17 protein-coding genes are annotated in these 19690 nt (G+C 58.3%); 12 read left to right on the forward strand and 5 right to left on the reverse strand.

Translation table 11 applies throughout. The features are described 5' to 3' along the window. The first annotated feature begins 13 nt into the window (after nucleotides 1–13). Genes P3T25_RS37715 through P3T25_RS37725 form a run of 3 tightly spaced genes read left to right on the forward strand, consistent with a single transcriptional unit; the run spans nucleotide 14 to nucleotide 2322 of the window. The gene (locus tag P3T25_RS37715; RefSeq protein WP_429362158.1) at nucleotides 14–763 is read left to right on the forward strand and encodes an SDR family oxidoreductase; all 750 of its coding nucleotides are present in this window, start codon (nucleotides 14–16) and stop codon (nucleotides 761–763) included. Nucleotide 764: 1 nt separating this feature from the next. Next, nucleotides 765–1556, forward strand: a complete 792-nt coding sequence (locus P3T25_RS37720; RefSeq protein WP_429362160.1) for an SDR family NAD(P)-dependent oxidoreductase — start codon at nucleotides 765–767, stop codon at nucleotides 1554–1556. Nucleotides 1557–1596: 40 nt separating this feature from the next. Beyond that, a complete protein-coding gene (locus P3T25_RS37725; RefSeq protein WP_429362162.1) occupies nucleotides 1597–2322 on the forward strand; it encodes an SDR family NAD(P)-dependent oxidoreductase in 726 nt (241 codons plus the stop codon). Between the two features lie 104 nt (nucleotides 2323–2426). Here the strand turns inward: P3T25_RS37725 and P3T25_RS37730 are convergent, their stop codons facing one another. The 5 genes from P3T25_RS37730 to P3T25_RS37750 form a co-directional block, all read right to left on the reverse strand. Next, nucleotides 2427–2873, reverse strand: a complete 447-nt coding sequence (locus P3T25_RS37730) for a Zn-ribbon domain-containing OB-fold protein (RefSeq protein ID WP_429362164.1) — start codon at nucleotides 2871–2873, stop codon at nucleotides 2427–2429. After that, nucleotides 2866–3861 carry an NAD(P)H-dependent flavin oxidoreductase gene (locus P3T25_RS37735; RefSeq protein WP_429362166.1) on the reverse strand — a complete coding sequence of 332 codons (996 nt, stop codon included), beginning with the start codon at nucleotides 3859–3861 and terminating at the stop codon, nucleotides 2866–2868. Before P3T25_RS37735 ends, P3T25_RS37730 begins: the two co-directional genes overlap by 8 nt. 63 nt (nucleotides 3862–3924) lie before the next feature. Beyond that, on the reverse strand, nucleotides 3925–4710 hold the full coding sequence (gene paaG, locus P3T25_RS37740) for a 2-(1,2-epoxy-1,2-dihydrophenyl)acetyl-CoA isomerase PaaG (RefSeq protein WP_429362168.1): 786 nt from the start codon (nucleotides 4708–4710) through the stop codon (nucleotides 3925–3927). Nucleotides 4711–4724: 14 nt separating this feature from the next. Then, nucleotides 4725–5750, reverse strand: a complete 1026-nt coding sequence (locus tag P3T25_RS37745) for an acyl-CoA dehydrogenase family protein (protein ID WP_429362170.1) — start codon at nucleotides 5748–5750, stop codon at nucleotides 4725–4727. 14 nt (nucleotides 5751–5764) lie between these two features. Beyond that, nucleotides 5765–6922 carry an acyl-CoA dehydrogenase family protein gene (locus P3T25_RS37750; RefSeq protein ID WP_429362172.1) on the reverse strand — a complete coding sequence of 386 codons (1158 nt, stop codon included), beginning with the start codon at nucleotides 6920–6922 and terminating at the stop codon, nucleotides 5765–5767. A gap of 274 nt (nucleotides 6923–7196) precedes the next feature. Here P3T25_RS37750 and P3T25_RS37755 point away from each other — a divergent pair, with 274 nt between their 5' ends. The 9 genes from P3T25_RS37755 to P3T25_RS37795 all read left to right on the forward strand — a co-directional run bounded on the left by P3T25_RS37755 (nucleotide 7197) and on the right by P3T25_RS37795 (nucleotide 19260). Continuing rightward, the gene (locus tag P3T25_RS37755; protein ID WP_429362174.1) at nucleotides 7197–8714 is read left to right on the forward strand and encodes a class I adenylate-forming enzyme family protein; all 1518 of its coding nucleotides are present in this window, start codon (nucleotides 7197–7199) and stop codon (nucleotides 8712–8714) included. A 16-nt stretch (nucleotides 8715–8730) separates the two neighbouring features. Next, a complete protein-coding gene (locus P3T25_RS37760; RefSeq protein ID WP_429362176.1) occupies nucleotides 8731–9531 on the forward strand; it encodes an enoyl-CoA hydratase/isomerase family protein in 801 nt (266 codons plus the stop codon). 114 nt (nucleotides 9532–9645) lie between these two features. Continuing rightward, a complete protein-coding gene (locus P3T25_RS37765) occupies nucleotides 9646–10497 on the forward strand; it encodes an enoyl-CoA hydratase-related protein (protein WP_429362178.1) in 852 nt (283 codons plus the stop codon). Nucleotides 10498–10607: 110 nt separating this feature from the next. Further along, the gene (locus tag P3T25_RS37770) at nucleotides 10608–11888 is read left to right on the forward strand and encodes an FAS1-like dehydratase domain-containing protein (RefSeq protein WP_429362180.1); all 1281 of its coding nucleotides are present in this window, start codon (nucleotides 10608–10610) and stop codon (nucleotides 11886–11888) included. A gap of 63 nt (nucleotides 11889–11951) precedes the next feature. Beyond that, nucleotides 11952–13082, forward strand: a complete 1131-nt coding sequence (locus P3T25_RS37775; protein ID WP_429362182.1) for an acyl-CoA dehydrogenase family protein — start codon at nucleotides 11952–11954, stop codon at nucleotides 13080–13082. A 4-nt stretch (nucleotides 13083–13086) separates the two neighbouring features. Then, nucleotides 13087–14322 carry an acyl-CoA dehydrogenase family protein gene (locus P3T25_RS37780; RefSeq protein ID WP_429362184.1) on the forward strand — a complete coding sequence of 412 codons (1236 nt, stop codon included), beginning with the start codon at nucleotides 13087–13089 and terminating at the stop codon, nucleotides 14320–14322. Nucleotides 14323–14934: 612 nt separating this feature from the next. Next, a complete protein-coding gene (locus P3T25_RS37785) occupies nucleotides 14935–15810 on the forward strand; it encodes an alpha/beta fold hydrolase (RefSeq protein ID WP_429362186.1) in 876 nt (291 codons plus the stop codon). A 10-nt stretch (nucleotides 15811–15820) separates the two neighbouring features. Further along, nucleotides 15821–16525, forward strand: a complete 705-nt coding sequence (locus P3T25_RS37790; RefSeq protein ID WP_429362188.1) for an alpha/beta fold hydrolase — start codon at nucleotides 15821–15823, stop codon at nucleotides 16523–16525. 1388 nt (nucleotides 16526–17913) lie between these two features. After that, a complete protein-coding gene (locus P3T25_RS37795) occupies nucleotides 17914–19260 on the forward strand; it encodes an MFS transporter (RefSeq protein WP_429362196.1) in 1347 nt (448 codons plus the stop codon). The last annotated feature ends 430 nt before the right edge of the window (nucleotides 19261–19690 follow it).

The raw sequence follows: 19690 nt of genomic DNA on the forward strand, positions 1-19690 counted from the left end.
GGGAGAGTCGAAAATGCGGTTTCAGGAAAAGATTGCGATTGTGACAGGCGCCGGACAAGGTATCGGTGAAGCATATGCACACGCGCTGGCGAGCGAGGGCGCTTCGGTTGTGGTGGCTGAAATTAACGAGGAGAACGGTCGGCGTGTCGCGCAGGAAATCGTCGATCTGGGTGGGCGCGCGGTATTTGTAAAGACCGACGTTTCGTCGCCGGCGTCGGCAGCGAATCTGGCGTCAAGCGTTGCCGATACTTTCGGCGGAGTTGATCTCCTGATTAACAATGCGGCGATCTTTGCCGGAATGCGGCGCGAAAGCCTGCTTGAGGTCGACTACGGATACTATCAACGGTTCATGGAGGTCAACATGAACGGCGCCCTGATCGTTACGCGGGCGCTCTACAAGTTGATGGTGGGACGCGGCGGCGGGGCGATCGTTAACCAGTCTTCAACCGCTGCGTACGAAGCGGGTAACTACTACAAGATCGCAAAGACGGGGCTCAATGCCATCACCATCGGACTGGCGCGCGAACTGGGCCCGCTGAATATTCGCGTCAACGGCGTCGCGCCGGGCCCAACGGACACAACCGCGACCCGCACAAGCGTACCGCCGGAGCGTCTACAGGCGCTGCTATCTACGCTGCCTTTGCGGCGGATCGGCACCACGCAAGACGTTGTGAATACATGTCTGTTCCTGCTTTCCGACGACGCGGGCTGGGTCACTGGACAGACATGGTGCGTGGACGGTGGCACTGTTCTTAAAATCTGAGATGAACCTGAATCTGCGTGATCGGGTCGTTCTGATCGTTGGGGGTAGCAGCGGAATCGGCGCTGCCACTGCCCGGGTTCTTAGCCGGGAGGGGGCAAAGCTTACACTTGTTGCACGCCGCCAACGAGAACTCGATGCGATTGAAAGGGAGTTGATGACGGATGGGGCGCAGGTCTTATCCATTACCGGTGATGCCAGCATCGCCGGAGTCATGGACGATGTAGTGGCGCGAGTGGTCTCGCATTTTAGCGCCCTGCATTGCCTTGCCGTTGTTGCCGGTCCAATGGGGGCGCGCGCGCCGTTGCACGAGCTAGACGACAACGACTGGGAGCTGTATTTCCAGCAAAGCTTGATGGTGGCTGTTCGCAGTTGCCGCGCAGCGCTTCCAGCGCTGCTGGAAGCGCCGGATAGCGCCATCGTGCTCACGTCTGCCTTTTCGATCCGGGCACAGAAGTCAAGTCTCGTGGCCTATACGGCGATGAAGAGTGCGATAGCCAGCGTCGCGAAAAACATCGCTCGAACCTATGGATCAAAGGGTTTACGCGCCAATTGCATCGCGCCCGGCGTGATCGACAGGGATGCGCAAACCAACCGGGCACTTGCGGCTAAATATGACGTAGCTGAATGCAAGGCGCGTTATGAGCAGGTCCGCCGTGAGTCGGGGATGTCGGTTGCGTTGGAGCGGGCGGGGCGCCACGAAGAGTTTGCCGATCTTATTGCATACCTGCTGTCAGCCAGAGCTTCGTATGTAACAGGCGCGACGGTCAATATCGACGGTGGAACCGATTTTTAGGTAGCGTTGCTCAATGCAGCGCATTTTTGCGAGAAATCAGATGAGCGCGTCCAAAGACAGAGTTGTGGTAATTACGGGGGGCGCGGGCCAACTTGGCCGTGCGGTAGAGAAAGCCTTCGCGCGAACGGGAAGCCGGCGGGTGATGATCGACATCGACGAGGCGGCACTTCATGCGGCTTACCCGACGGGATCCAGCGATCGTCTGCTGATATCCGCTGATCTAACGGATGCCGGCTCGGTCGAGCGGGCTATCGCCACTGCCGTCGACAAGTTTGGCTCGGTCGAAATCCTCTGCAATATTGCGGGGGGGTTCTATTATGGTGAGCCGGTCCACCAGATGAAACTGGATGTCTGGCGCCGCATGCTGGACCTGAACGCGGTGACATTGATCAGCGCGGTTCGCGCAGTAGTACCGGTGATGATGGCCGCGGGAAAAGGCACGATCATCAACGTTGGCGCTGCGTCCCATCAGCGCGGCCACGCCAACATGAGCGCCTATGCGGCGGCCAAGGGCGCGGTGATGCGCCTGACGGAAAGCATGGCCGAAGAACTGCGGACAGAGGACATCGGCGTATTTTGCGTAATGCCCGAGATCATCGATACGCCTGCTAACCGGGTCGACATGCCTGCGGCCGATACTTCGTCCTGGACACCGCCTTCGGCGATCGCCGACGCTATGGTGTTGCTGGCTGAGGATGCCGCGCTGATCATGAGCGGTGGCCTGTTTTCCGTGAAAGGCCGGCCGCGAGCACTCGAGACGAAGTAACTGTCGGTTTGTAGCGTTGTCAAGTCAGTAAGTTCGCCGCAACGCATTGGGAGCGAGCGGGCTTGCGAAGCCCAGTCCGTTAGCGGACAGGGGCACCTTTGCGGTCAGACGTCCGGTTCGAACAGCGGGAGCCAGACATCTTCCCGCTGATCGAAGAGCACGCGTACCTGCATGCCGATTCTTACGTCGCCAGGTGCGCAGTTCACGATATTCGTGGTTAGTCGCAGGCCTTTTTGTTCTGCGATCTCCACGATGGCGATCACGTACGGCGCCTCGAGACCACGCTCCCACACCTGATGGTTGATTGTGTAGGATGCGACCGTCGCCCTTCCGGACACCGCGCAAGGTGCGACTTCACGCGATTTGCAGCGGGGGCAGATGGGAAGGGGAGGGTGCACATGGAATCGGCAACCCTTGCAGCGGATGAAGTGCAGTTTTCCGGTTCTTCCGGCCTGCCAGAAGAATGTGTTTTCGTCGGTCAGGCGAGGCAAATGTCGACGCGGGATCGACTCAATCGCCTCGCCGGGACGATCGCGCGAAGAATCAGTCATCGCGACCTCCGCATCCGTCCAGCGACGAAAGTGCTTCGTGCAAACGAGTCCCGCACTCCCGAACGATTCTCTCTATCAACTCGGCGCAGGTCGGAACATCGTCGATAAGACCCATCACCATGCCCGCTGTCAGCACGCCGCCTTCGGGGTCGCCGGACAGCCACGCATCCCGGCCCCGCGTACCGATTACGAGGTGTCGAATATCCTGGAATTTGCATCCTCCGGGTTGCTGCTCCAGGGCAATTACCGCGTTCGATACGTCGTTCCTGAAGACCCGGGCCGTATTACCAAGTGTCCGGAAAATCAGGTTGGTATCCTTTTCGGTTGATGCGACTAGTGCACGCTTTACATCGTCATGTACGGGCGCCTCCCGGGTGCAAACGAATCGCGTCCCCATGTTGATGCCCTCGGCGCCGAGGGCGAGGGCTGCTGCCATACCGCGGCCGTCTCCGATGCCGCCCGACGCTATGACCGGAATCGTAAGTGCCCGGGACGCAAGCGGGATGAGAATCAAGCCTGGAACATCGTCCTCACCGGGGTGTCCTGCGCACTCGAAGCCATCGATAGAGACGATGTCGACGCCAGCGCGCTCGGCAGAAATGGCGTGCCGCACAGAAGTGCATTTGTGGACTATCACGACATTGTGACGCTTGAACCGTTCGATAAACGCCTTGGGACTGTTTCCCGCCGTCTCGACAATCTTGACGCCCCCCTTGATGATCGCGTCGACATACTCTTCGTAGGGGGGAGCGGACGCGGTGGGCAGGATCGTGAGGTTTACGCCGAAGGGGCGGTCAGTCATCGAGCGACACCGTTCGATTTCTTGTGCGAGATGAGCAGGCGTGGGTTGAGTTAGCGCGGTCAGTACGCCAAGGCCGCCGGCGTTGGAGACCGCGGATGCAAGTTCTGCTTTTCCTATCCATTGCATACCGCCCTGTATGACAGGGTAGCGAATGCCCAGGATTCGCGTGACACGATTTTCTAGCATAGGGGCTTTCGACAAGCGTCGCGACGGTTGGTCAGTTACGGCCCGGTCTAACGGGAGGCATATTCATCGGCCGATAAAACGGGGCGTACGCCGCTCCTTGAACGCGGATACCCCCTCTTTGTAGTCGTCGGTCAGTCCGCATTTGCGCTGCAGTTCCGATTCCATATCTAGTTGCTCGTCGAGGGTCGCACGTGCTGCATATCGGATGGCGCGTTTGGCGTTTGTCAGACCTTTAGTCGGACCGCGCGAAAGCTGATCGACCAATGCATCACGTTCTGCATCGAAGTCATCATCGCCGATTGCTTTCCATATCAGACCCCATTCAGCTGCGGTTTCGGCGGACAGTGTGCCACCCGTCAGTGCGAACCCCAGTGCCCGGGCTTGTCCGACCAGATGCGGAAAGGTCCAGGTACCGCCAGCATCTGGAATGAGGCCGATGCTGGAAAAGGCCTGTACGAACCGAGCACTCGAGCGAGCAATAACAATATCGCACGCAAGCGCGAGGCTAACCCCAGCGCCCGCCGCTACACCGTTCACCGCGCAGACAACCGGCATGGGTAATGCGGCTAGGCGACGAACGAGCGGGTTGTAGTAAGTTCGGGTTGTTTGCCCAAGATCGAGTGGCCCACTCTGGACGTCGCGTTCGGCGAGATCCTGACCTGCGCAGAATCCTTTGCCTGCGGCAGTCAGCAAGAGAACCCTCGCCTCCGGATCTGTCTCGACGCAGGTCAGCGCGTCGGCTACTTCTTCGTGCATCTGTGCGGTAAAGGCATTCAGCCGCTCCGGTCGGTTAAGTGTCAGCCGTGCGACGCCACTATTGCATTCAAAAAGAATTGTCTGGTACTTCATGAAATCCCCCGGTGTCAGCCAGCAAATGGGGCGCGCAACATCCGTTCGCGCTGGACGCGCGTGTCTCCCCATAGCTGGTCCATTACGTGAGCGCGCTTGAGATAGAGATGGGCGTCCGCTTCCGAAGTGAAGCCGATCGCTCCATGTACCTGAATGTTCTGGGAGGCGTTCTTCAGCGCGGCGTCGATCGAAACCAGCTTGCAGGCAGTACTATGAAATTCTGCGCCTGGTTCATCGGCGGATAGTGTCAACGACGCCACGGCAGCCTGGCACAAGGCCGACTCGGCGCGGATTGCCATGTCGGCGCAGATGTGTTTGATGGACTGAAATGACCCGATCGGCTTGCCGAACTGTTCCCGAATCTTTGCATACTCGACGGCCATGTCTCGCGTGGCTTCGGCGAGTCCAACCGAAAACGCTCCGATCAGTACGAGTGCGCGCGTGTAAATGGCGTCCTGTTCCGCGCTGACCCACGCAGCGGGAGCAATGTTTTCCAGTCGGGCGCGCTCGAGCGACAGTGAGTGGTCCATTGCGTGAACCTGCTCAATTGCCGTGAAGTCACTCCGCCTGAGCAGTGCAGAGCCCTGTTCGTCGCAGCACAACAGCCACGGCGCATCAATGCTTTCAATGAGGTGAAATTCCCCCTTGCAGAGTGCTCCGATGCTGGCATCGCCGAGAGGGTTGGCAAGCCCGACACGGGTCTTGCCGGACAGCAGTTCGTCTAGAAGGGCAGTATTGCCCGCCGCGGCGGCAACGCGCGCGCCAAGCATCGAGCCCATGATGGCGGGAGAGAGCAGGTTCCGCCCGAACTCGCGATAGACCACCATTTCTTCCGCGCCGCTCAAGCCGATCCCCCCTGACTCTTCGGGAATGGAAATACCAAGGAAGCCGAGTTCTGCGAGATGCGGCAAGAGCAGATGGTCCTGATTGCCAATTTGAGGCGCAGGGGGGCGAAAGCGCGATATAGGCGCCTCTTCCGACAGGAAATGTTTCAGTGTGTCGACAATCTGGACCTGATCTTCGGAAAGCAGCAGATTCATGTGCGCCTCAAGTGTTAGCGGGGGAGGCCAAGAACGCGTTCGCCGATGATGTTGCGCTGAATCTGCGCGGTACCGGCTGCGATCGTGATCGCAAAGGAGCGAAGGTAGTAGTAGACCCAATCATCGTCTTCAGGATTTTCCAGCGCGTAGGGCCCGAGGATGTCGAGTGCGAGGCGCCGCGCCCGCTGCTGCGTCTCGCCGACCATCGCCCGCATTAACGAACTCTCGGAACCGCTGATTCCGGCCTGGGCGCGGGAAACTACCATATAGGTCATGGCTCTTGCGGCCGCCATGTCGGCACGCAACTGCGCGAGCCGCGTGCCAATCTCGTCTTTCGACAGCGGACAGTCCGCTCCAAGACGTTGCTGCGCCCTTTCGATCATTCTTTCGAGCAGAAACGCGTAGCGGATCATGTCGCGGATTTGAGCGGTGCCTCGCTCGAAACCAAGCGTTGACATCGCGACATTCCATCCGTCGTTGACCGCTCCCACGACGTTTGCCAGAGGAATGCGCACGTCGTCGTAAAAGCATTGGACGAAATGCACCTGGTTCGGTGAAGTCATGATCTCGATGGGGCGAAGTGTGATGCCGGCTGACCTCATGTCACAGATCACCCAACTGATGCCTTTATGTTTTGGCGCTTCCGGGTCCGTGCGAACCAGAAGTTCCTGCCAATCCGACAAGTGTCCGTGGCTCGTCCAGATCTTCGATCCGTTGACCACGAGATACTCGCCGTCGATGTGGGCACGTGTCTTCAGGCTGCCAAGATCTGATCCGGCGTTAGGTTCGGAGAATCCCTGGCACCAGATCGTTCGGCCGCTGAGAATCTTTGGCAGATGCTCCTGCTTTTGCGCCTCCGAGCCTCTGGCAATGATGGTCGGACCTGCGTGGTTGAGCGCGACGAAACACAAATGATTGTCTGGCGCATCCGCGCGCGCGTATTCCTCGTGCCAGATCAACTGTCGCGTCAGGGAAAGTCCCAGTCCACCGTACTGTGGGGGCCACGAAACGCCAGCCCAGCCACCTTCATATTGGCGCTTCTGCCATGCAAGGTCGAACTCGCGCATCGCTTCGCCGGCGTGGGGGCGCCGTTCGCATGGGCAATTGCTGTTCAGCCAGTCCCGGGCTTCCTCACGGAAAACCTTGTCTTCACGGGAAAACTGCAAATCCATCTTGCTCCTCCAGTTTATTCGGCTTTTGGCTGAACTTCAGCGTGACAAATAAATGATATAGCATCAGCTATAGCGTAGTCAACGCCGTATGAAGCGGCCGGCAATTTTCCTGAATATAATGGGCAATTGCTGGATTTCATGGGGGTTTTTCCTGGTGGGTGATGCGTCTACAAAAGTGACGATAAGTAAGTTATTATGAGTCCATCGGTCCGAGGCAAAGATGGAGTTGCCAGGCTGATCAGTTGTCTTGTGATGCCTGTCTTATGGAGATGAAATGTCGTCGATGAGCGCGAAGCACCTGGGTGAGCGGATTCGCAGCGTGTTGCTGCTCCAGCCTGACGCGGTTGCGGTCGAGGCCGGCCATACAGCCACGACTTGGAAAGACCTCAGCCGGGCGGCAGAGGAAATCGAGAGTCTGTTGGTGCGCCACGGAGTCGATCACAATGCGCCGATCGGCTGGGTGGCCCGCAATCGGCCAGCCGCAGTTGCCTCCTTCGTTAGCTTGCTGATTGGCGGACGGATGGTTGTCCCGTTACGGCCACGCCAGGCTTCGGCGACCTTCGCCGCCGAGCTTGCTGCGCAACAACTATGCGCTGTGCTTGCGGATGACGATGACTGGTCCGAGGAAGGAGTCGTAGCGGCGGCTGCAGAGGCCGGTACCCTCGGCATCGTGGTCAGTGGCTCTTCACCGGTGCGGGTGAGCGTGCATCCTCAGCTTTCAGCGGTTGGAGCCGGTCCGCACCGGGATCCCATGCCGGGGTACATTCTGGAGCGGCTCACCAGCGGGACGACGGGAGCACCCAAGCGGATTCCTGTGCGGGAAGACGTGCTGATCCCGTCGCTGCAATCTGCTGAACAACGCGGAAAGGGAGAGACTGAAGGCGAACTGAGAGTGAAGCGCTCACCGGCAATTCTGCTTAAGCCGTTCAGCCATGCAGGCGGATTATTCGGACTTCTACTCGCGCTGTACCAAGCGCGGCCGATGGTATTGCTCGAAAAATTTGTGCCCGATGAGTGGGCGCGCGCCGTCGAGCGTTACCAGATCAAATCCGCGAGTCTTGTACCAGCGATGATTCAGATGATCCTGGAGGCCGGTATTGAACCGCTGCTCCTGAAGAGTCTGAAGGCCGTTCGGGCTGGAACCGCGCCACTCGACGCGCAGGTCCAACTCGATTTCGAGCAGCGCTATAACGTGCCCATCCTCGTCGACTACGGTGCGGCCGAATTTATCGGCGGAGTGGCCGGCTGGACCCTGGAGGATCATCGGCGGTACGCATCCAACAAGCGTCGCAGTGTTGGGCGGGCGCGCAGTGACGTCCTGCTGCAGGTCGCGGCACCGGATGCCCCCGAAACCGCTCTGCCCGCCGGTCAGATTGGCGTACTGAGCGTCAGGTGCGACCGCTTCGGGCCCGACTGGATTCGCACCAACGATCTTGCGTCGATCGACGAAGATGGGTTTCTCTTCCTGCATGGCCGCGCGGATGATGCAATCAACCGAGGCGGTTTCAAAATCCTTCCGGAGGAAGTGGCCGCCGTGCTGCGACGATACCCGGGCGTGCGTGACGCCGCGGTCATCGGTAAAGCGGATCGTCGTCTCGGCGAGGTGCCGGTTGCAGCCATCGAAATGACTCCCGGCGCCGTCGCGCCAACGGTTGATGAGTTGATCGCATTCGCACGCCAGGCACTGACTGCTTACATGATTCCCACGGAGTTTCGGATTGTCGAGGCGCTTCCGCGCACGGCTTCGATGAAGGTAAGTCGCCCAGACCTGAAAGCGTTGCTGGGTGTCTAGCATCTTGGAAAAAAATATGGAAAGCCCCGTCGTCAATGACTACTCGACCATTCTTGTGGACGTCGCAGACGGCGTCGCGACTGTGACGCTGAACAGGCCCGACAAGCTGAACTGCTTTAACCGGTCGATGGTAGTCGAATTCCGCGAACTGTGGCGTCAGCTACGCACTGATCCGGAGGTGCGAGTCGTTGTCCTGCGTGCGGCACCCGGGCGCGCGTTCTGTTCCGGGGTTGACGTCAAGGAAGGCTGGCGTGCGCCTGGTCAGGAGGAAATGCCGTTTGACCAGGACGATCCGGGCGAATGGCTGGGACCGAAAAGCAATAAGGTATGGAAGCCCCTGATTGTTGCCGTGCACGGCATTGCCGCGGGTGGCGCGTTCTATTGGCTCAACGAGGCCGATATCGTCATCTGTTCGGACGATGCGACGTTCTTCGACCCCCATCTGAAGTTCGGCAAGATTTCTGCGGTCGAGCCCATCGGGGCGATGGGGCACATTCCGTATCAGGAAATTATGCGAATGGTGCTTCTCGCCGATGCCGAGCGGATCAGCGCGAGTACCGCGTTGCGGATCAGCCTGGTCACCGAGGTAACAACGGCCGAGCGGCTATGGCCTCGTGCACAAGAACTTGCTGCCATGGTCGCAAGGCGTCATCCGGTGGCCGTGCAGGGGTCCGTGCGCGCTGTCTGGGAGGCGCAAAGTCTGCCGCGGGCGCAGGCCGTAAGCAATGCGTTGAAATACATCCAGATTGGTAAGCCTATCGCCACGGAGTTGAATCCGGCGAATACCAAAGCGGAGGCCGGATGGACGCTGCGATGAATCGTGACGTTTTCTTTGCTACAGCGGGCGCTGCCATGGCACGGATAGGTATACATGCGCGGTCGTGCAGTCACATGCGTAGTTTCACGCTCAATCGACGAGGAGTTGTCCGTCATGACCTCTGAATTCGACACCCTGTGGGACGTTGCCGAGCACGCCTTGCGGCAGGAGGGCCGTGGCGAACTCACAAAAGCGCGCGATGGCCGGGTGCTTATCCTTACCCTGAACCGTCCAGACAGTCTCAATGCACTGACGCCGGGGTTGCATCAACAACTCCTGGATGCATTGCGCGATGCAGCGAGCGACAAGGAGGTGGGCGCGGTCGTCCTTTCCGGAGCGGGGCGTGCGTTCTGTTCAGGCGGCGACATGCGTCGCTCCGAAGCCCCGAGCGGAAGTGCGCGACTTAGCATGGAGGACCGGGCTGACAGCCTGCTTCATCACGGCGAGACCGTGCGGTTGTTGCACAGCATGCCAAAGCCGACGATCGCGATGATCAACGGGGTTGCGGCGGGTGCTGGCCTCGCACTAGCGCTCGCCTGCGATATGCGGTTCGCGGCTCGCGAGGCGACGCTTTCGACTTCGTATGTCCGGGTTGCCATGTCCGGCGATCTTGGTGTGAGTTATTTCCTGACGCAGTTGGTGGGGTCTGCGAGAGCCCGCGAACTGATGTTCCTTGGCGACAAGATATCCGCAGAGGACGGCCTTCGCATTGGGCTGATCACACGGTTGGAAGACGCATCAGATCTTCGGCAGGCTACGTTGAATACTGCCGCACGACTGGCGGACGGTCCTGCGATTGCGCTGCGCTACATCAAGCAGAACATTGTGCGGGCGGAAACGGGTTCGCTTGATGAGGTCATGGAATCTGAAGCGTTCCATATGGCGCGCTGCAGTCGCACGCAAGACGTCAAGGAAGCAGCATTCGCGTTTCGTGAAAAACGCACGCCGCGCTTCACGGGAACCTGAAAGCTGCGCGTTCGCAGTGTCGCGAACTCAGACCGACGGTGATCGCACTGCGGTAAGTAATGGATTGCTGGGTGGTCCGCGTTTTTTGACCATCTTCATGGAGACAATAGATGGAACTGAAAGAGCAGGAAAACGCACCGGATGGAGCGGTTCCCGAAGAAAGTAAGGGGACAATCACACGCGCTGACATCGATCGAGCCAAGGCCCAGATCGGGATACCGAAATTCGCCTATAACAAGCCATACAACGAGATTGCATCTCGCGATGTTTTGCGTCATTTCGCGTGGGCCTGTGGCGACGACAATCCGCTGTGGCATGACCCCGCTTACGCCAGAACCACACGCTGGCGCGACCAGATTGCTTTTCCGCTATTTCTTCATTCGACGGGCACAAACCTGACATCCAAGCCGGACGCTGCTCAAAAGCAGCTATTCAAGGGGCTTTTCCGGGGAGTCGGCAAATACTATACCGGGGTCGCATGGACCTGGTGGCAACCAGTCTATCCGGAAGAGCGGCTCCTTGTCGAACGCGTGACGTCCGAAGTCAAAGTGAATGAGAAGTCGTCATTCAGCGGCGGTATATCGGTGACCGAAGTCTATCGTGACCTTTGGGTGAACCGCGCCGGGCTGCCGGTGGGCCGGCGCGAAGAGGCCTATTTAAGTGCCGAGCGCGAGGGTAGCAAGAAGACAGGTCGCTACGCTTCGGTCACGCGTCAGAGCTACAGTGCCGAGGACATCGCGCGGATCGACGAAGTCTATGCAGCCGAGCAACGGCGTGGCGCCGAAAAGCGATACTGGGACGATGTGCAGATCGGCGATGAACTCACGCCCGTTGCAAAGGGACCGCTGACGATGGTCGACATCATTTCGATGCACATGGGGCTTGGGCTGTCCAGTAGCGGCATCGGCCCATTACGCTACAACTGGCGGCAGCGCAGCCGTATGCCGGCGTTCTTCGTACCGGATGTCTGGGGTGTGCCTGACGTGGTGCAGCGAGTGCATTGGGATCATCAGCGCGCCACGGACCTCGGATTGCCGACTTCCTATGATTACGGCCAGATGCGCACAAGTTGGCTGATCCATTTAGTCACAAACTGGATGGGCGATGACGCCTGGCTATGGCAACTGTCGTGTCAATCGCGCGCGTTCAACTTCATGGGCGATACGACGATCTGTTCGGGGAGGGTGGTTGGCAAGCGCGAGATCGGTATTCACCACGTGGTCGATCTGGAAATCTCGGGCGTCAATCAACGGGGCGAGGTGACGGCGCCGGGGACCGCGATCGTAATTTTGCCTACGCGCGCAGGCAAGGCAGTTGTTCTGCCCGCGCCTCCGGACGAGATGATGGAGCGGGGCGCGTTGATGATGCAGTCCGCCGCGGAGCGCCAATAGCCCGCATGGCTTGCATACCCGTCGGCGGACATTGCGCACAGTCTGGCATTCGTAGAGGACACCATGAATTTTGATTTTTCTGAAGAAGCGCTCGCCATCGGAGAGGAGGCACGGCGCTCGCTCGCACGTCACGGCAGCCTGAGCGGCGCACGGCGCGTACTCGACGGCTTGTCTCCATACGACGAGGATCTGTGGCGACTCGTTGCGGAGCTGGGATGGACCGGTGTGTCGATTGCCGAAGAACATGGAGGCTCCGGCCTGTCCGGCGAGGTGCTGTGCATGCTCGCCTATGAGCTCGGCCGGGCAAACGCTGCGATTCCGTTTTCTTCGTCAGTGTACGTTGCGACGATGATAGTCAGCACATACGGCTCCGCCGAACAGAAACGACGTCTGCTTCCTGATCTTGGTGCGGGCAAATTGATCGGCACTTTCGCGTTTGCAGAAGGTTTTGAGGCATCGTGCACTGGCCCCTTCACGGCTGAGGTCTTGGATGGCCTTCTGAGTGGAACGAAATGGCCCGTGCCCGACGCGACGTATGCCGACTTCGTTATTGTTGCGGCGCGGGACGGCGCGGATGACGATGCGTTCGGCCTTTACCTGGTTGAGCTGGCCGCGCCCGGTGTCGAGCGGCAGCGTCTCGTCACGATTGACCCGACGCGAGATCAGGCACGTGTGCAGTTCAACGGCGCGCACGCTGAGCCTTTGGGATCAATGCGGATGTCGCCCGGGGATATGCGCGTTCTGATGGCCAGGGCGGGCGTTCCCCTTGCATTCGAGCTGCTCGGCGGCGCCCAGGCGTGTCTGGACATGGCAGTCGAATACGCAAAATCGCGTTACGCGTTTGGACGCCCGATCGGATCCTTTCAGGCCATCAAGCACAAACTTGCCGACATGTATATCGCCGTTGAGCTGGCCAGGTCAAATGCCTATTTCGCGGCGTGGGCGCTCGCTGGCGATCCCTCGAAATTGACTGTTGCGGCGGCATCGGCACTAGTTTGCGCCTCGGACGCCTTCCAGCTTAGTGCCAAAGAAAACATCCAGACGCATGGTGGCTTCGGGGTAACTTGGGAAGCAGACTGCCATCTTTATCTGCGGCGCGCAAAGATGCTCGTTGCTCTCAACGGACCTTCTGGGGACTGGAAAGAGCATATCGTTAGCGAACTCGTGCGGCGCCCTGACCTCATTACGGGATGACATCATGGATTTTGACGATAAACCCGACGAAGAATTGTTTCGCGCCGAAGTGCGTGAATTTCTCGAACAGCATGCGCGCCGTAAGCGCGACGCTTCGGCGCGACTTTCTCAGGGCGCTCCGGATGAAGAAATGGTAAAGCGGGCGCGCGAATGGCAGGCAATCAAGGCCAATCATGGCTTTGCGTCGATCCAGTTGCCGAAGCGCTGGGGTGGTCGCGAAGGCAAGCCAATCGAGCAGGTCATATACAATCAGGAAGAAGCACATTTCGATGTACCTCGAGGTGTGTTCGAAGTGACGCTCGGTATGTGTATACCGACGCTGCTGAGCTATGCAGACGAGGCGGTGCTTGAACGCCATGTTGGCCCGGCGCTCGGAGGCAAAGAGCTCTGGTGCCAACTATTTTCTGAACCTTCTGCCGGATCAGACCTTGCCGCGCTGCGCACGCGCGCCACGCGCGATGGCGAAGACTGGCTTGTAAGTGGCCAAAAAATCTGGACGTCGCACGCCAACATCGCGGATTTCGGTCTTTTGCTGACCCGTACGGACCCGAAGGTTTCCAAGCACGCCGGCCTGACGGCGTTCTTTGTTGATATGCGTTCGCCCGGCATCGAGGTCAGGCCGATCAAGCGTATCTCTGGCGACCATAGCTTCAACGAGGTGTTCTTCGACCAGATGCGTGTGCCCGACGCGCAGCGTCTCGGCGAAGTGGGTGACGGTTGGGCCGTCGCCTTGACGACGCTTTCGCACGAGCGGCTTGCCATAGCGGAAACGAGCGGTCCTTCGTTTGCCGACATATTCAGGTTGTGCTCCGATACCAGGATTGGCGGGAAGTTTCCGCTTGAAAATCAGGGCGTCAGAGAAAAACTCGCCGATTGGTACGTTCAGACCGAGGGCGTGAGATATACCCGGTACCGTGTCATGACTGCTTTATCGCGAGGGCAGAAGCCGGGGCCGGAGGCGTCCATCGCCAAGGCCGTCAATGCCACCAAGCTTCAGGCGATTGTCTCGCTGGCATTGGATCTGATGGGGCCGGCGGCGGTCGTGAGCGATCCTGAGCAGGCACTATGCGGCGGACTTTTTCAGGATGCCTATCTGTACGCTCCGGGAAAACGTATCGCGGGCGGAACAGATGAGATATTGAGAAACATTATTGCTGAACGCGTTCTGGGTTTGCCCGGGGATTTGCGCGTGGACAGAAACGTGCCATTCGACGAGATTCCAATGTCATCGCCGAAGTAAGCCGTCGACGTGTCATCGCGCGTGAATTGCAATATCGAGGATTAAGAATCACAGTCGTATTCGAAACTTCCGCGGCTCAACGGCCTCATTCTCCGAAGTGGTGTGACCATGGCAGATTGCATTAGTGAATATAACTTTCAACTCCATATCGATCCGTATGACACGCGCAGTGCGGTAATTGGAGATACGGACGGAACGGTCGTAGCGACGGTGAACCGGCTAGCGGAGCGGCACGGAGACGGTCTTGCTGTGGCTCGTCTTCTGCGTGCCGCTCCCGCGATGCTGAGGGCGCTGGAGGTCGCTCTGGACGCGTACAGTCCGAATTCGCATTTGCTCGGAGTGGATTGTTCCGCGCAACAGCGATCTGCGGCGTCGACGATACGCGAGGCCATTGGCCTTGCTTTATATGGTTCGCCGGACGAAGTCCGTCAGACACAGGTCAGTCCGGCGCAGCGGCAGAAGAACACTTATCGCCCATCTGAATTGTTCCTCCTTGGGTAACAGCACGGCCGCGTTGCAATGCGCTGCTGCTGGACAGCCACGAACTTAACGGGCACGTTGACATGCCAGCATAATTTTGCCCGAATCGAATCATGTCTGGAGTATGACACGATGCCATTCGTAGATATTCAGAACTGCAACGTCTTCTACAAAAAAGCCGGCACCGGCGCTCCCGTGCTCTTGTTCGTTCATGGCGGATTTTGCGACCATCGTGACTGGCAACATCAGTTCGACGCCTTGAAAGACTCTTTTACGATTGTGACTATCGATCAACGATGTCACGGTTCGTCGGTGGTCTCCTACAGTTCCTGCACGGTGAAGCGGTTTGCATCTGACGTTCACGACATTATTGATGCGCTGGATCTTGGTCCCACCGTTGTTGTAGGGCATAGCCTTGGAGCGCGCGTGACGATCCAGGCAGTAGCAGACCGCCCCGAGCACCTGCTGGGGGCTGTACTGGTAGATGGGAGTCGGCTGGCGATGGGGACGTCCCCGGAAGACGTCAACCAGGTGGAGGCGCAGCGTTTCGGTGACGATCCCGGGAAATATCTCGCGGATCGTTTTGAGTCGATGTTCTTTGAGAACGCTGATCCGGATGTAAAGGCGCGGGTAGTGAGCACGGCAGCATCAACGCCGCCTGCCGCCATAGAGGCAATCGCCAGCGCAACAGGCCTATGGGACGCGCTAGGTATCGATAGCGCCTTGGGTGCCATTCCCCCCACTTTCCCTGTGCTGGCAATTCAAAGCACTTTCCACGATCACAAGCAGGCGCGTATATCACTCGAGCCGGGAACGATCACTACACCGTGGCTCGATTACTTGCGCCGTTACATTCCGCACCTGGAAGTCGGTATCGTGCCCAGCGTTGGTCATTTCAACATGCTGGAGGCGCCGGATCAGGTGTCGACTGCAATCAAGACTTTTGCGGAGAAATGGGGCGGCCGACCGTTCGGAGCAAGCGAGGCGTCCGTGTCAAACGTTAAGTGAGATGACAACAATGCACACTTTTGTTCTTGTTCACGGCGCCTTCCATGGCGGCTGGTGCTACAGTCGCGTTGCCCGAATCTTGCGAGCGGCCGGACATGATGTCTTTACGCCCACCCTGACGGGTCTTGGCGAACGCGCACATCTCGCGCACATGTCCATCAACCTTTCCGTTCACATTGAGGACGTCGCCGCCTTGCTGCGCAGCGAGGAGTTGTCGAATGTGATCCTGTGCGGCCACTCTTATGGCGGCATGGTGATCACGGGAGTGGCGGCGGCCGAAGGCGAGCGCATCCGCACGCTTGTCTACCTCGATGCTATCGTTCCAGAGGACGGTCAGTCTTTGTTCGACGTCGTCGGCACTGAAATCATGAAACGCACGGTTGCTACTGCCGCACTTGACGGTCGCGTACCGTCGCCCGGAGCAGCGTTCTTCAACGTCAATGACGCCGATTCTGAATGGGTTGAGCGCCGCTGCGTGCCACAGCCGATTGCCACCTTCGTTGAGGCGGTACGACTGACAGGCAGGGAGCCGGCGGTTCATAACCGCACTTATATGCTTGCCAGCAACTATGGTTTTGCGCTCAATGGCGAAATATTCGACCGGTTGGGTCAGGATCCGGCGTGGCGAACGGTCGTCATCGATGCCGGACATGACATGATGATCGATGCGCCGGAGCAACTCGCGCAGGCTCTGCTCGAGGAAGTCGGGCGCTAGCATTGCGAACAGGTGGCTTGAGGCGGTCGCGGTCGGTGCGCCGGGCGAACTGGAGGATGAAAATTGTAGATCTGGCTACGAGCGGAACCTCAATGCCGTTTCAGCACGGCAGTCACTCATTCGTCCACCAGAACGTCGGTTCCGGTGATGAAAGAGGCTGCTGGGCTGATCAGCCATTACACCGCCGATGCGATGTCGATCGGCGTGCCTATGCGAGGCGATGCGGATTTTTCAACGTTTCAGTAACCGCCACAGACTTCAGTTCGCTCGCCGGAGGCCACCGGCATAGAGATAGTGCTTGGGCACGGAAACGAACCGTGCACCCCGCGTGCCCCCCGTTTAATCCGGCATGCTGGACACGCAATTGGCTCGCATGTTTTGCGGTTCTGTAGGCAGTTGAACGATCGCGGGGGCTTTGCGTTGCCACGACATCGAGCAGCCTTTCTACCGGATTGGTGGCGATTAACCGTTCGGTTTCGGCAGACCGGCTGACGCAGTATCCGCCCATGCTGGCAATGACGACGCCGACTGTGCCGTCCGCAGCCAGAGGAAAGATGGGTCGAGCAATGCGGTGCCAAAGAGGTTTACCGCATGAATCCTCTCTGCGCGTGCCATCGCGGGTGAAACGCCGCTGTATGTACGAACGCGCGCGACGGACCTAGCGAACCGATCGGACTTGCAAAATCCTTGACCGACCCGGTATCGGATGCGTCGAGTGCCTGAGTGACAACGATATAGCTTTCTTCGAGCAACGCGTACTCTGTCGCAGCGAGACATTGCGCGTCGAAATCTCCGAGCACCACGGTTCGCCCAGAACGCAGACGTCGTGCGCATGCGTTTTCCATGCCCCGCGTCGGTTAGTGCCACAACCGCCGTGTTCAACGCTGCTGTCGCCGTCCTGCGGATTTACCCTACATGATGGACGAATTTTTAGATGATGCATCGTCTGTTATCCTTGAGATGTGAAAGCCGGTAAATAGGGTTAATACTAGAAATATAGCTGACTTATCCTGTAATTTTTATCGCATCTCTGTGCACGTACCATGGTATAAAATGACGTAGAGTAATTTATTTGTTGTTTTGAGAATGTCTGAGAAGCATTGGACCGAGTGGGCATCAACGATGCGTAATCGCGTCGTCAGTGGTCAGATGTTTGAAAGGCGCTGCTGGCAAAACTGCGGAACAGGATGGTCGTTCGCGGTTTTGCGGACAACCGACAGCCTAGAAGCTACGCCAGCAGTAAGCCCGAGATATAAGCGCTGTTTTCGTACTGGACGAAGGTTATGGATAAACAAGGGTACGTATCGAACATATCGGAGACGAAGACGTGCGCTGAGCTGCCAGTTGATCCCGATCCCCCGACTGCATCCCGGTTTCTTCCCATGGCAATGGCGAGTGCGCTATTCATGGATCTGCTGGATACCTCTGCTTTGGGCGCGGCGCTGCCGACGTTGGCTCGCCAGTTTCACACCAGTCCGCTCCAACTGAAGTTCGCCCTGACGGCGTATCTGATGACGATGGCTGTGTTTGTTCCGGCAAGCGGGTGGCTCGCTGATCGATACGGTGCGCGGCGGGTCTTTGTGAATGCCGTGAAAATCTATCTATTGGGTTCTCTTTGCTGCGGACTGTCCGATTCGGTCTCGATGCTCGTTGCGTCGCGAGTATTGCAGGGCGTCGGAGGAGCAATGATGACGCCCGTAGCAAGGTTGATCGTCGTAGCAACCACGCCTCGTGCGCGTCTTGTTCATGCGATGAACGCGTTCACGATGCCGGCTGTGGTGGGCCCCTTGTTGGGGCCACCATTGGCGGGTCTTTTACTTGAGGTGGCAAGCTGGCGGTGGATCTTCTTTATCAATCTGCCGGTTGGAATCCTGGGAATCTTTACCGTACTGCGCGTTGTGCCGCGCCTTCGTCATGTCCATCCAGGAAGATTTGATTTGACCGGCTTTTTACTGGCGGCATTCACCATCATGACAGTTGTCGGCCTGTCCGAGACTGTAGGGACGGGATTACTCTCAACAGGGGAGCAGCTCGCCATTTTCGCCTGCGCGGCGGCTGGCGGCGTGATGTTCGTATTGCATGCGTTGCGAAGTAAGGCGCCGATGCTGGACTTAAGGATGCTTTCTAAAGGCACCTATCGGGCTAGTATGCTGGGCGGTTCGCTCATGCGTGTGAGTATCAGTGCCACACCGTTCCTGTTCCCTCTCCTGTTTCAGATCGGACTCGGCTGGTCGCCGGTGCGCTCGGGCTTCGTCATGACAGGTGTCATGCTAGGGTCCATCCTCGCGCGATTTGGTGGAACCTTTACTATCCAGCGGATTGGTTTTCGCAGAGCACTGCTGGCCACAGCGGTCCTGACCGCGATTGCCACAATGATGCCAGTGGCTTTCCGCGACAGCACCCCTGCGATATTTATCGTGGCAACGCTTGTAGCAGGCGGGTTCTTTAGGGCTGCACATTTCGTGGCTGCTTCTGCGCTTGCGTTCGCAGAAGTGCTTCCGGCAGAGGTGAGTAAGGCATCGACCTTGTCGACCGTCATTCAGCAGATCAGTATGGGATTTGGAATCAGTCTTGCGGGACTTACGCTATACCTGTCGGCAGGTGAATCGCAACGGCTGACCGTGAGCGACTTTACGTTGTCCTTTGTTGCGTTGGGCATTGTGACTCTGCTGTCGGTGCCAGTCTACCTCGCACTCGATCGAAATGCAGGAGCGAACATGAGAGATCACAGCTAGCCGTTGTTGAAGTGAATCGGATGCTCCAGTCTAGTCTCTACGGCTCGGTCGATATGTGAAGAGAAACAAAGCGCAATACTTTCGGCGTGTCGGCGGCTATCGCCGAAGAAGCCCTAAGAGCGTCGACGGCGCGGATTGTCACGACCGCCGGCGCAGGGAAGAACTCATTTTCACGTACTTCGTCACTTTCGAATCAGATATACGCTACAACTTAGAAGTACCATCATGGTACCGGATCAGGAGTGCGACTCATTTTGCGCCCGTAACCGGTACATTTGGCGAAAATACGTAGAGTGAGGTGCGACTCATCCACGCGAGCACCGTGCTACCGCACACTAGTCTTACTGTGTCAATAAAAAGCGATACCTGGTAGTATGAAGTAATAGAGACTGCGGGCGATCGCAATGACAGAAGAGATCGATGAATTTGA

It is taken from the genome of Paraburkholderia sp. GAS32, from assembly GCF_050434225.1.
GTDB lineage: Bacteria > Pseudomonadota > Gammaproteobacteria > Burkholderiales > Burkholderiaceae > Paraburkholderia > Paraburkholderia madseniana.